This is a genomic window from Aminobacter sp. J41 (assembly GCF_000526635.1).
Taxonomy (GTDB): domain Bacteria; phylum Pseudomonadota; class Alphaproteobacteria; order Rhizobiales; family Rhizobiaceae; genus Aerobium.
Genome location: NZ_JAGL01000007.1, coordinates 39,383 through 51,857, shown reverse-complemented (window position 1 = coordinate 51,857; position 12,475 = coordinate 39,383). Strand labels below are relative to the sequence as shown.

10 protein-coding genes are annotated in these 12,475 nt (G+C 62.1%); 5 read left to right on the top strand and 5 right to left on the bottom strand.

Annotation, left to right across the window (positions count from 1 at the left end; genetic code table 11):
• The first annotated feature begins 683 nt into the window (after window positions 1-683).
• Complete coding sequence (gene uvrA / locus L630_RS0107030) at window positions 684-3,608, top strand: excinuclease ABC subunit UvrA (protein ID WP_024847562.1); 2,925 nt, start codon at window positions 684-686, stop codon at window positions 3,606-3,608.
• A 10-nt stretch (window positions 3,609-3,618) separates the two neighbouring features.
• Complete coding sequence (locus L630_RS0107025) at window positions 3,619-4,425, top strand: DUF72 domain-containing protein (RefSeq protein ID WP_024847561.1); 807 nt, start codon at window positions 3,619-3,621, stop codon at window positions 4,423-4,425.
• Here the strand turns inward: L630_RS0107025 and L630_RS21115 are convergent.
• Window positions 4,420-5,868 carry an NAD(P)H-hydrate dehydratase gene (locus tag L630_RS21115; protein WP_245263673.1) on the bottom strand — a complete coding sequence of 483 codons (1,449 nt, stop codon included), beginning with the start codon at window positions 5,866-5,868 and terminating at the stop codon, window positions 4,420-4,422. The genes L630_RS0107025 and L630_RS21115 overlap by 6 nt on opposite strands.
• Window positions 5,869-6,135: 267 nt before the next feature.
• Between L630_RS21115 and L630_RS0107015 the strand changes: the two genes are divergently transcribed.
• Complete coding sequence (locus L630_RS0107015; protein WP_024847560.1) at window positions 6,136-6,474, top strand: P-II family nitrogen regulator; 339 nt, start codon at window positions 6,136-6,138, stop codon at window positions 6,472-6,474.
• Window positions 6,475-6,517: 43 nt separating this feature from the next.
• A complete protein-coding gene (gene glnA, locus L630_RS0107010; RefSeq protein ID WP_024847559.1) occupies window positions 6,518-7,927 on the top strand; it encodes a type I glutamate--ammonia ligase in 1,410 nt (469 codons plus the stop codon).
• Between the two features lie 949 nt (window positions 7,928-8,876).
• On the opposite strand, the gene L630_RS0107005 is transcribed toward glnA, so the two are convergent.
• A complete protein-coding gene (locus tag L630_RS0107005) occupies window positions 8,877-9,911 on the bottom strand; it encodes a glutamine synthetase beta-grasp domain-containing protein (RefSeq protein ID WP_024847558.1) in 1,035 nt (344 codons plus the stop codon).
• A gap of 362 nt (window positions 9,912-10,273) precedes the next feature.
• On the opposite strand from L630_RS0107005, the gene L630_RS23135 reads away from it, so the two are divergent.
• Window positions 10,274-10,462, top strand: a complete 189-nt coding sequence (locus L630_RS23135) for a DUF2735 domain-containing protein (RefSeq protein ID WP_024847557.1) — start codon at window positions 10,274-10,276, stop codon at window positions 10,460-10,462.
• A 45-nt stretch (window positions 10,463-10,507) separates the two neighbouring features.
• On the opposite strand, the gene L630_RS0106995 is transcribed toward L630_RS23135, so the two are convergent.
• From L630_RS0106995 to L630_RS0106985, 3 genes are all read right to left on the bottom strand, one after another.
• Entirely contained in the window at window positions 10,508-10,999 is a 492-nt protein-coding gene (locus L630_RS0106995; protein WP_024847556.1) for an Lrp/AsnC family transcriptional regulator, read from the bottom strand.
• 100 nt (window positions 11,000-11,099) lie between these two features.
• Window positions 11,100-11,729 carry a uracil-DNA glycosylase family protein gene (locus tag L630_RS0106990; protein WP_024847555.1) on the bottom strand — a complete coding sequence of 210 codons (630 nt, stop codon included), beginning with the start codon at window positions 11,727-11,729 and terminating at the stop codon, window positions 11,100-11,102.
• Entirely contained in the window at window positions 11,729-12,340 is a 612-nt protein-coding gene (locus L630_RS0106985; protein ID WP_024847554.1) for a glutathione S-transferase, read from the bottom strand. Before L630_RS0106985 ends, L630_RS0106990 begins: the two co-directional genes overlap by 1 nt.
• Window positions 12,341-12,475 lie beyond the last annotated feature (135 nt).

Below are 12,475 nucleotides of genomic sequence, written 5' to 3'. Positions count from 1 at the left end.
CTGGCAGCAACCATGGTGCCGCGAACTCCCACACTCGCCAGCAAAAGATAGGGCCCCGCCGATCACTCAAGATCCAGACGGGGCCATAGGAACCTCTGTTCCCTGTACCGGCACGGAACTGCCGGATTTAATTCGGATGCGTCTCGGGCCGCTGCCCGAAGATCCGACTATGAGCCAAATTGTGGGTGAAGCAGTAGCCAACTCCGCTGGTTCAAGCGGGCCAGCGCCACAAATCCAGGGTTTGGACTACTGTGGCTTCGCTACGGGGCGAAGCCTATAACGTTGGTCAGGCGGGGTCATGCCTCACTCCGTGCTAGGTTTCATCCTGTGTTGGTGACTTCAAGCTGAGCCGCATACCTCGCGCCTCCGAGGCTTCTGCGAGCGGTAGCTCCGCGAGCTCATCCAACAGGTATGAGTCTAAGATGCCGTGTCGCAAGGTCAACCCGCAAAGGGTCGAGCGAAACAATTCGTGATCCCCAACTGTTCCTCCGGGCGGGCTCCTGCCATAACACTGTCAGGAAGTCGTTCGCTCTCTGTTCTTTTTTCTTGCGCTTCGGGCTGGAACGCGCGAGAAGCTCTATCCGCCTACCTCGGTCAGGCTCGACGGGGAGCATCACAAGTACCATATAGGTTCGGCCGGTCCGATGCCGGCCTCAACCACCTGGCAGGGCGACGGACGGCTCATGGCTGACCATAAATTCATTTCCATCCGCGGCGCGCGCGAGCACAACCTCAAGAACATCGATCTGGACCTGCCGCGTGACAGCCTGATCGTGATGACGGGACTATCGGGCTCCGGCAAGTCGTCGCTCGCCTTCGACACGATCTACGCGGAAGGCCAGCGCCGCTATGTCGAGAGCCTCTCGGCCTATGCGCGCCAGTTCCTCGAGATGATGCAGAAGCCGGACGTCGACCAGATCGACGGCCTGTCGCCGGCAATCTCCATCGAGCAGAAGACGACGTCGAAGAACCCGCGTTCGACGGTCGGCACCGTCACCGAGATCTACGACTACATGCGCCTGCTGTTTGCGCGTGCGGGCGTGCCCTACTCGCCGGTCACCGGCCTGCCGATCGAGAGCCAGACGGTCAGCCAGATGGTCGACCGCATCCTTGAGCTCGAGGAAGGCACGCGCCTCTATATCAGCGCGCCGATCGTGCGCGGCCGCAAGGGCGAATACCGCAAGGAATTCGCCGAGCTGCAGAAGAAGGGCTTTCAGCGCGTCAAGGTCGACGGCACCTACTACGAGATCGCTGATGTTCCCGCGCTCGACAAGAAGTACAAGCATGACATCGACGTGGTGGTCGACCGCCTTGTGGTGCGCAGCGACATCGCTTCGCGCCTTGCGGACTCGCTGGAAACCGCGCTGCGGCTCGCGGATGGCCTCGCCATCGCCGAGTTCGCGGACAAGCCGCTGCCGGCTGACCAGACCAGCGCCGACGGCGTGAACAAGTCGAAGAACGACACGCACGAGCGCATCCTGTTCTCCGAAAAGTTCGCCTGCCCGGTTTCGGGTTTCACGATCCCGGAGATCGAGCCGCGCCTGTTCTCGTTCAATAACCCGTTTGGCGCCTGCCCTGCCTGTGACGGCCTCGGTTCGCAGCGCGCCATCGACCCGAACCTCGTCGTTCCCGAAGAGCACGTCTCGCTGCGCGAGGGCGCGATCGCCCCGTGGGCGAAGTCCTCTTCGCCCTATTACCTGCAGACGCTGGAAGCGCTCGGCAAGGCCTACGGCTTCAAGGTCGGCGACCGCTGGCGCGATCTGAGCGAGGAAGCCAAGCACGCCATCCTGCATGGCACCGGCGACCGCAAGATCGAGTTCTCGTACGACGACGGCACCCGCGCCTACAAGACAACGAAGACCTTCGAGGGCGTCGTCACCAATCTCGACCGCCGCTGGAAGGAGACCGACTCCGCCTGGATGCGCGAGGAGATCGAGCGCTACATGTCGGCGACGCCCTGCCCTGCCTGCAACGGCTATCGCCTGAAGCCGGAGGCGCTGGCGGTCAAGATTGGCGGGCTGCACATCGGCCAGGTCACGGAAATGTCGATCCGCAAGGCGGACGAGTGGTTCCGTGGGCTGCCCGGCCTTTTGACCGACAAGCAGAATGAGATCGCAGTGCGGGTGCTCAAGGAAATCCGCGAGCGCCTGCGCTTCCTGAACGACGTAGGCCTCGATTACCTCACGCTGTCCCGCAACTCGGGCACACTGTCGGGCGGCGAAAGCCAGCGCATCCGTCTTGCCTCGCAGATCGGATCGGGTCTCACCGGCGTGCTCTACGTGCTGGACGAGCCGTCGATCGGCCTGCACCAGCGCGACAACGCGCGGCTGCTCGACACGCTGAAGCACCTGCGCGACCTTGGCAACACCGTCATCGTCGTCGAACACGACGAGGATGCGATCCTGCACGCCGACTACGTGGTCGACATCGGCCCGGCAGCCGGCGTCCATGGCGGCCAGGTGGTGGCGCAGGGAACCCCGGCCGAGATCATGGCCAACCCGAACTCGCTCACCGGCAAGTACCTGTCGGGCGAAATGGGAATTGCCGTGCCGGGCGAACGCCGCAAGCCCAAGAAGGGCAAGTACATCCGTGTCGTGGGTGCACGTGGCAACAACCTGAAGAACGTGACGGCGGAAATCCCGGTCGGCACCTTCACGGCCGTGACCGGCGTGTCCGGCGGCGGCAAGTCGACCTTCCTGATCGAGACCCTCTTCAAAGCCGCATCGCGCCGGATCATGGGCTCGCGCGAGCAACCTGCCGACCATGATCGCATCGAAGGCCTCGAACTCATCGACAAGGTCATCGACATCGACCAGTCGCCGATCGGCCGCACGCCGCGCTCGAACCCGGCGACCTATACCGGCGCATTCACCCACATCCGCGACTGGTTCGCGGGACTGCCGGAGGCCAAGGCGCGTGGCTACCAGGCGGGCCGCTTCTCGTTCAACGTCAAAGGCGGCCGCTGTGAAGCCTGCCAGGGCGACGGCGTCATCAAGATCGAGATGCACTTCCTGCCGGATGTGTACGTGACCTGCGACGTCTGCCACGGCAAGCGCTACAACCGCGAGACGCTCGAGGTGCAGTTCAAGGGCAAGTCGATCGCCGACGTGCTCGACATGACCGTCGAGGAAGGCGTCGAGTTCTTCTCGGCAGTTCCGGCGGTGCGCGACAAGCTGGCGACGCTGCACAAGGTGGGCCTCGGCTACATCCGCATCGGCCAGCAGGCGACGACGCTGTCAGGCGGCGAGGCGCAGCGCATCAAGCTCGCCAAGGAACTGTCACGCAGGGCGACGGGCAAGACGCTCTACATCCTCGATGAGCCGACAACGGGCCTTCACTTCCACGACGTCGCCAAGCTGCTTGAGCTGCTGCAGGAACTGGTCGATCAGGGCAACACGGTGGTCGTCATCGAGCACAATCTCGAAGTCATCAAGACCGCCGACTGGCTGCTCGACCTTGGTCCTGACGGCGGCGACGGCGGCGGCGAGCTGGTAGCAGCCGGCACGCCAGAGGACATCGTTGCCGAGCCGCGCAGCTACACCGGCCAGTTCCTGAAGGAGCTGCTGGAGCGGCGACCGGGCATCAAGCGGCCGGAAGCGGCCGAATAGGGAGAACGGAATGGCGAAGTCGGGAGAGATTCGTGCCGGCATGGGCGGCTGGACCTTCGAGCCTTGGGACGAATCCTTCTATCCTGACAAGCTTCCGAAATCCCGGCAGCTGGAATATGCCGCCCAGCACGTGCGGACCATCGAGGTCAACGGCACCTACTACTCGACCTTCAAGCCGGCGACCTACGCGAAGTGGGGCGCCGAGACGCCCGACGGCTTCGTCTTCTCAATCAAGGCGATCCGCTATTCGACAAACCGCAGAGTGCTGGCCGAAGCGGGAGAGTCCGTCGCAAAGTTCCTCAGCTCGGGGATCAGCGAGCTGGGCGACAAGCTTGGGCCGATCCTCTGGCAATTCGCGCATACGAAAAAGTTCGACCCCGACGATTTCGAGGGGTTTCTCAAGCTGCTGCCCGACAAGCAGGACGGCGTTCCGTTGCGCCACGCGCTGGAGGTGCGGCATGACAGCTTCATCTCGCCGGACTTCGTCGCGCTGGCGCGCAACTATGGCGCGGCGATCGTCTACGCCCATCACGACACCTATCCAGAAATCGCCGACGTCACCGGCGGCTTCGTCTATGCCCGCCTGCAGCGCGGCAAGGACGACAACGAGCATTGCTATGCCGACGCCGAGCTAAAACGCTGGGCCGAACGGGTGAAGGAATGGGCGACAGGCGGCCAGCCGGACGACCTGCCCTATGCAGATCCGTCGACGAAGGCGGAAAAGAAGCCGCGCGACGTGTTCGTCTACTTCATTCACGAGGGCAAGGTCCGCGCTCCGCATGGCGCGATAGCGCTGCAGAAAGCCGTCGGCCTATAAGAGCTCGCCAAGCAGCGGCGGCAGCAAACCCGGCAGATCTTCGGCGATGAGGCCGGGACCGAAGCGAGTTCCGGCCTCTGCATGCAGCCAGACGGCGGCGCATGCAGCCACCCAGGCTGGCATGCTCTGAGCGGCAAGGCCTGCAATGATACCGGCCAGCACGTCGCCGGACCCGGCTGTCGCCAGCCACGGCGTGCCGTTGGCGTTGATGGCGGCGCGGCCGTCCGGCGCCGCGATGACCGTGTCCGCCCCTTTCAGGACGACCACCGCGCCTGAAAGCGCCGCGGCCCCGCGGGCACGATCGAGCTTGGAGATGCCAGGGATATCAGGGAACAGGCGGGCGAACTCGCCCTCATGCGGCGTAAGCACCACCTCGCGCGCCGACTGCTCGATTGCGGAAAACAACGCCTGAGGCTCCTCGCGAAATGCGGTGATGCCATCTGCGTCAAGCACGAGTAGGCCTTTGCCTGATTGCTCCAGCACCGCCAGCACCATCTCGCGGACCGGCCGGCGCAGGCCATAGCCGGGACCGAGCACGATCGCCTCCGGCTCCCGGTCGGAGAAGATTTCGCGCAGGTCATCGGCATCATCGACCTTGCGCAGCATGATCGAGGTCAGGTGCGCCGCGTTGGTCGATATCGCGCTGGCTGGCGAATAAACCGTCGTGGCCCCTGCCCCGGCACGAGCGGCAGCCATCGCCGACAGGCGGGCAGCACCCGTCGAGGATGTGCCTCCCGAGAAGACCGCGGCATGTCCGCGGGAATACTTGTGCTGGTCGCGGGCGGGCCGCGGGAAGGCATGACTCCAGAGATCGGGCCGGTTGACGAAGGTTTTCGGCCGGATTGCCTCCAGCACGTCGTCGCGAATGCCGATGTCGACCACCAGCGTCTCGCCGCAAAGGCTGCTGCCCGGCTCCAGCAGGTGCCCCGGCTTCAGGCGGAAGAAAGTGACCGTCAGTTCGGCCTCGAAGGAGGTTCCAAGGGGCATTCCGGTCTCGCCCGACAGGCCGGAGGGAAGATCGACGGCCACCACGCGGACACCGGCCTCGCGGCAGGCCTCAGCCACTCTCGCGACGACATCATCAAGCTCGCGAGAAAGGCCAGCGCCGTAGAGCGCGTCGACAACCACATGCCCCTTCTCCGGCGCAAAGCTTTCGAGCAGTTCCGCCCGGAGCGGACAATCGCGAGCCGCAAGCTCCGCATCGCTGCCGCTTCGTGGCGTGCCATAGGCGAAGAGGCGGACGCCAGCACCCGCCTCGGCCAGCAACCGCGCGACCACATAGCCGTCGCCGCCATTGTTGCCGGGACCGGACAGCACGTCGAAGGAAGGCGCGTCCGGATAGCGGCGCAGCAGCTCGGCAGCAATGGCGCTTCCGGCATTGCGCATCAGCCCGTAGCCGTTGAATGGTCCGCGCTCGATTGTCAGGCGATCAGCTTCTGCCATTTCTGTAGGCGTCAACAGCATGACAGAATTGCCTATTGCATGAGCACTTTGCATACTATTTCATCACTCCCCAAGCCCACCGCATATGCACCCCAGGCAGCTACGATGCCTGATGCGATGCGGCAGGCCGGCTAATCGTTGCATTTCCTGCGGTTACGCAGCGTTGCCACGCTAGCATGTCGCTTCGCCGGATTGGCATGCTTCCTGCATTCATGTCGGCGAAGCGGGACCTGACATCCTCTTTATCCCACCGGAGGCTACCAGCGCATGAAAAAGATCGAGGCGATCATCAAGCCCTTCAAACTCGACGAGGTGAAGGAAGCCCTTCAGGAAGTCGGGCTTCAGGGTATCACCGTCACCGAGGCCAAGGGCTTTGGCCGCCAGAAGGGCCACACCGAGCTGTACCGCGGTGCCGAGTACGTCGTCGACTTCCTCCCGAAGGTGAAGATCGAAGTCGTGCTGGCCGATGAGAACGTGGAAACGGCGATCGACGCAATCCGCAAGGCCGCCCAGACGGGCCGCATCGGTGACGGCAAGATCTTCGTCTCCAACGTCGAGGAAGTTGTCCGCATCCGCACCGGCGAGACCGGCGTCGACGCTATCTGACGTCTGCCGCAACAAGAACGAATTTTTCACAGGGAAACAGGAAATGACGACAGCCGCTGATATCATGAAGCAGATTGCCGACAACGAAGTAAAGTTCGTCGATCTCCGCTTCACCGACCCCAAGGGCAAGCTGCAGCACGTCACGATGGACGTGATCGCAGTCGATGAGGACATGTTCGCTGATGGCGTGATGTTCGACGGCTCCTCGATCGCAGGCTGGAAGGCAATCAACGAGTCCGACATGGTCCTGATGCCGGATCCGGAAACGGCTCACATGGACCCGTTCTTCGCACAGTCGACCATGGTCATCATGTGCGACATCCTCGACCCGGTCTCGGGCGAGGCCTACAACCGCGACCCGCGCGGCACGGCCAAGAAGGCTGAGGCCTATCTGAGGGCCGAGGGCATCGGCGACACCGTCTTCGTCGGTCCGGAAGCTGAATTCTTCGTCTTCGACGACGTCAAGTACAAGGCCGACCCGTACAACACCGGCTTCAAGCTCGACTCCAGCGAGCTGCCGTCCAACGACGACACCGACTACGAGACCGGCAACCTCGGCCACCGTCCGCGCGTCAAGGGCGGCTACTTCCCGGTTCCGCCGATCGACAGCCTGCAGGACATGCGCTCCGAGATGCTGAGCGTCCTGTCCGAGATGGGCGTCGTGGTCGAGAAGCACCACCACGAGGTTGCTGCCGCACAGCACGAGCTTGGCATCAAGTTCGACACGCTGGTGCGCAACGCCGACAAGATGCAGATCTACAAGTACGCCGTGCACCAGGTCGCCAATGCCTACGGCAAGACCGCGACCTTCATGCCGAAGCCGATCTTTGGCGACAACGGCTCGGGCATGCACGTCCACATCTCGATCTGGAAGGAAGGCAAGCCGACCTTCGCAGGCAACGAGTATGCTGGCCTTTCCGAGAACTGCCTGTACTTCATCGGCGGCATCATCAAGCATGCGAAGGCGCTGAATGCCTTCACCAACCCGTCGACCAACTCCTACAAGCGTCTGGTCCCGGGCTATGAGGCTCCGGTGCTGCTGGCCTACTCGGCACGCAACCGTTCGGCTTCCTGCCGCATCCCGTTCGGCTCCAGCCCGAAGTCGAAGCGCCTCGAAGTCCGCTTCCCGGACCCGACCGCGAACCCGTACCTCGCCTTCGCTGCGATGCTGATGGCCGGCCTCGACGGCATCAAGAACAAGATCCACCCGGGCCAGGCGATGGACAAGGATCTGTACGACCTGCCGCCGAAGGAGCTCAAGAAGATCCCGACCGTCTGCGGCTCGCTGCGTGAAGCTCTCCAGAGCCTCGACAAGGACCGCGGCTTCCTCAAGGCCGGCGGCGTGTTCGACGACGACCAGATCGACTCCTACATCGAGCTGAAGATGGCCGAGGTCATGCGCTTCGAGATGACCCCGCACCCGGTCGAGTTCGACATGTACTACTCGGTCTGATCCGGACCGGATTTCGGTTTAACGTGCCGGCGGAGGCAACTCCGCCGGTTTCTTTATACAATACTTATTCAGCGAAAAGTGCGACCGGTCTTAGCGTCTAGGTAAATTCGGTTTGCTACGGTAAAGCCTCCGCAGTAGATGAAATAGACTGACCCTTTCTTACTCGTCGACTTGACAAAGCCGCCCATCTCTTTGAAGTCGGCTTCCGTGCAGGTGCTATTCGCGATGAGCTTCTCCGCAGCAGCTGCGAATGCTCCAGAATAAATCCGGTAATCGTCTGATGCCGCAACCAGCTTATGTAGACCCACGGCCCCGACTGCGGGATCAGGCGGCTCTGTCCTATTTAGATATCTTGAGTCAACCCACTCAGCGAATTGCCCGTTTGAAATCCCGTTCTCCGACGAGCAACTGCCGTTTCCAGAATCAACATATCTACTTCGACCATTCACGCACCACGCATCATAGTACTTGGTAACGCGTACCCAGGTATCTTTCCGCTCAAAGACGTCGACTGCTTCTCGAAAAAAGTATACCCCCACTATCCCACAATTTGTGGAAGGGCATGTCCGCCTACGCAATCGATCAACTACTACCCACATCCGCGCAGCCTCCCCTTCCGCCTGTGAGGATGCAGTTTTTTCCACTTGCTGGGTCTGGTCAGCACCGAAACTGGTAGATTCTCCGCCTCGCGATGGTCCTTCCTGCCCATTCTTGCTGATTAGAATGGAAACAAAAGCCGCAGCAACTAAGTACAGGATAGCTCTCCGCACTGCCCCCCCCCTCCCGCACAGCAGCCACCAAAGTAGGAGTAATTGCAGTAATCCGCAGGTACTTTGAAATTTAACTCCATTCACTTCAGTTTCAAATAACCAAAAAAATCAGGCCCGGCGTTGCCGCCGGGCCTGTTGAGCGTTCCCCTGCTCTTGTCGGTGCGTTGTCTTGGGAGGACTTACGCTGCCTTGACTGCCGGAAGCTCGACTTCCGAGATCGTCTTCAGGATACGCGAAGCGATCTGGTACGGGTCGCCCTGCGAGTTCGGGCGACGGTCTTCCAGGTAGCCCTTGTAGCCGTTGTTGACGAAGGAGTGCGGGACGCGGATCGAAGCGCCGCGGTCAGCAACGCCGTAGCTGAACTTGTTCCACGGCGCGGTCTCATGCTTGCCGGTCAGGCGCTTGTCGTTGTCCGGACCGTAGACGGCGATGTGCTCCATCAGGTTCTTGCCGAACTGCGCCATCAGAGCCTCGAAGTACTCCTTACCGCCGACTTCGCGCATGTACTTCGTGGAGAAGTTGCAGTGCATGCCCGAGCCATTCCAGTCGGTGTCGCCGAGCGGCTTGCAGTGCCACTCGATGTCGATGCCGTACTTCTCGGTTAGCCTCATCAGCAGGTAGCGGGCGACCCACATCTGGTCAGCAGCGGTGCGCGAGCCCTTACCGAAGATCTGGAATTCCCACTGGCCCTTGGCGACTTCGGCGTTGATACCCTCGTGGTTCAGGCCGGCGGCAAGACACTGGTCGAGGTGCTCCTCAACGATCTGGCGCGCGACGCTGCCGACGTTCTTGAAACCGACGCCGGTGTAGTACTCGCCCTGCGGTGCCGGGTAGCCGTGCTCCGGGAAGCCAAGCGGACGGCCGTCCTTGTAGAAGAAATACTCCTGCTCGAAGCCGAACCATGCGTCCTCGTCGTCGAGGATGGTCGCACGCTTGTTCGACGGATGCGGGGTGACGCCGTCCGGCATCATGACCTCGCAGAGGACCAGCACGCCGTTGGTGCGAGCCGGATCCGGGTAGTGAGCAACCGGCTTCAGCACGCAGTCCGAGGAGTGGCCTTCGGCCTGCTGGGTCGACGAGCCATCAAATCCCCAAAGCGGCAGCTGCTCCAGCGTCGGGAACTCGGCGAATTCCTTGATCTGCGTCTTGCCGCGCAGGTTCGGAACCGGCGTGTAGCCGTCGAGCCAGATGTATTCGAGCTTATACTTCGTCATTTGAGCCTCTCATGCCGCTCTTAGTCTTTTGGTCCTGCCCGGCGGACCCCACCGGCCGTCCGGGCGTTCGCTAAGAGAAATGCAAGGGGCGTGCCAACTTTGAATCCGCGATGAAAAGCCGGTTAAGGGCGCGGATTCATTGAAGGTTGGGCAGAGGGCCACGTCTGGCGGTTGCACGCTGCGCGGCCAATCCAAATGCACAGAACAAAATCACTATGCCTACAATCTGTGCAGAGATGCTTTCGCAAGCACTCAACAAAGGCAATGTTGCGGAACAATTTATGTGCAATTTCATTGATCGCGGCGGGGCATGGCGTATGCTGTGCCTTAGCGGAATGCCTGCAACTGGAAGGACCGTCGCGATGAAGTACGGAACCCAGACCTCGAGCAGCGGCAAGACTGCCCAGATCATCGACTTTCGGGCAGCGCTGCTCGGCCGCCGTCAGCTGCTGCAGCCTCGAATGCCAATCGAGGTATCGCGCGCCGTGGCAGACAGCGAATGCTGGTATCACGACGAAGCTCTCAAGGAAGAAATGAAGAAGGCGGACTGACGTTTTGTCAGCCGCCCCGCTATGCCCGCAAGCTCAAGCTGCGGCTCAGGCTGCGTTCGCGCCCGTCTCCTTGTCCAGGACGAGATAGTCCAGCGGCAGCTGCGTCGTGTACTTGATCTGCTCCATCGCGAAGGAGGACGACACGTCGCGGATCTCGATCTTCGCGATCAGGCGCTTGTAGAAGGCGTCATAGGCCGCGATATCCGGAACCACGACGCGCAGCAGATAATCGACGTCACCGCTCATGCGGTAGAACTCGACCACCTCCGGAAATTCCTGGATCACCTCCGAGAAGCGCTTCAGCCACTCGATGCTGTGGCTGTTGGTGCGGATGGAGACGAACACGTTCACGCGCGTGTTCACCTTGGCCGGGTCAAGGATCGCGACGCGACGCTGAATGACCCCTTCCTCTTCCAGCTTCTGGATGCGCCGCCAGCAAGGCGTCGTCGACAGGCCGACTTTCTTGGCGACGTCAGCCACGGCAAGCGTGGAGTCTTCCTGCAGAAGGCGCAGAATTTTTCTGTCGAGACGATCCATGAGGGGGCTCCGTTAGAATAATTACCCTATTCTGGTCGCGAACCTATACCTCGACAAGAAAAATTTTCTCAGAACGAGACCTCATTTCAGCACGTGTGCGTTACTCGCGACGCCGCAGGCGCATCGCTATTTCGGTTCGCAGCACCGGCAGCAATTCTTCGGTGAACCACGGGTTGCGCTTGAGCCAGGCTGTGTTGCGCCAGGACGGGTGCGGCAGCGGCAGCACCCGGGGCGTTACATTGCGCATGAAAACAGCGCGCCAGTTGGCAACTGTATCGGTCAAGTTTGCCTTGCGCTCGTCTGGCATGTGCCAGGCCTGCGCGTACTGGCCGATGACAAGCACGAGCTCCACTTGCGGCATTAGCTGCATCAGCCGCGCCCGCCAGGTGATCGCGCACTCGCGCCGCGGCGGCAGATCGCTTCCCCTCGCATCCTGCCCCGGGAAGCAGAACCCCATCGGCACGATCGCGAAATTGCGCGTGTCGTAGAACTCGTCCGAGGTGACACCAAGCCATTCGCGCAGGCGGTCGCCGGAGCGGTCGGTGAACGGCACCCCGCTGACGTGCACTTTGGTACCCGGTGCCTGACCGGCGATCATGATCTTCGCCTGGGACGAGGCCATCACAACGGGGCGCGGCTCGTGCGGCAGCGGCGGGCCGGCGAAGGGGGCATCGCGGCAGATCCGGCAGGCGCGTATTTGCGCTACAAGGTCCTCGAGTTCAGGTGTCATCACGCCTTGGCGCTGGGCCTCGCGGCAAGCTGCGCGTGCCAGCGACGCACATGGGTAAATTCCTCCGGCATCTGGATCTTTGCCGGTTTCATGAAGTCTACCGCAATCATGCCGGTAATGTCGGCAATGGAGAAGCCGTCCCCGGCCGCAAATTCACGATTGGCCAATTCGCCGTCGAGAAAGGCGAGGAAGTCGATCACCTTCGGCCGGTTCGCCTCGCCCCATTCGGCGACCTGCGGAACCTCCCAGTCCTTCATGGCCGGATGGGTGTGGCGGAAGGCATGAGCCACGCGCAGGAACAGGTCGAGCTCCATCCGCCGCTGCCATTCCTCGACCCGTGCACGCTCCAGCGCGCTGCGGCCGAACAGGGCAGGTTCGGGATGCAATTCCTCGAAGTAGCGGCAGATGGCGACGGACTCGGTGAGCACCGTGCCGTCATCAAGCTCCAGCACGGGCAGGCGCTGCATCGGGTTCTTCTGCGCGATGTCCGGTCCACGGTGCGCCATCGCGCCCATGTCGACGGGTACCAGCGGCACCTCGATCCCCTTCTCCGCCAGGAACACACGCACCCGGCGCGGATTGGGCGCCTTGCCTCCGTCGTACAGCTTCATCTTTTCCTCCCGCTACAGGCCCTCTCCCGCGACGCGGGGAGCTAGCCATGAACCTCTCTTCCTGAAGCGAGCATGAACAGCGCGCGCAATCAACCTCAGTCACGGAGAGAAGGGTCACATACGCTCAGAACGGCG

Excerpts from the sequence above, each read along its gene's own strand:
- uvrA (WP_024847562.1), top strand. The coding sequence starts at position 684 with ATGGCTGACCATAAATTCATTTCCATCCGCGGCGCGCGCGAGCACAAC.
- L630_RS0107025 (WP_024847561.1), top strand. The coding sequence starts at position 3,619 with ATGGCGAAGTCGGGAGAGATTCGTGCCGGCATGGGCGGCTGGACCTTC.
- L630_RS21115 (WP_245263673.1), bottom strand. The coding sequence starts at position 5,868 with ATGGCAGAAGCTGATCGCCTGACAATCGAGCGCGGACCATTCAACGGC.
- L630_RS0107015 (WP_024847560.1), top strand. The coding sequence starts at position 6,136 with ATGAAAAAGATCGAGGCGATCATCAAGCCCTTCAAACTCGACGAGGTG.
- glnA (WP_024847559.1), top strand. The coding sequence starts at position 6,518 with ATGACGACAGCCGCTGATATCATGAAGCAGATTGCCGACAACGAAGTA.
- L630_RS0107005 (WP_024847558.1), bottom strand. The coding sequence starts at position 9,911 with ATGACGAAGTATAAGCTCGAATACATCTGGCTCGACGGCTACACGCCG.
- L630_RS23135 (WP_024847557.1), top strand. The coding sequence starts at position 10,274 with ATGAAGTACGGAACCCAGACCTCGAGCAGCGGCAAGACTGCCCAGATC.
- L630_RS0106995 (WP_024847556.1), bottom strand. The coding sequence starts at position 10,999 with ATGGATCGTCTCGACAGAAAAATTCTGCGCCTTCTGCAGGAAGACTCC.
- L630_RS0106990 (WP_024847555.1), bottom strand. The coding sequence starts at position 11,729 with ATGACACCTGAACTCGAGGACCTTGTAGCGCAAATACGCGCCTGCCGG.
- L630_RS0106985 (WP_024847554.1), bottom strand. The coding sequence starts at position 12,340 with ATGAAGCTGTACGACGGAGGCAAGGCGCCCAATCCGCGCCGGGTGCGT.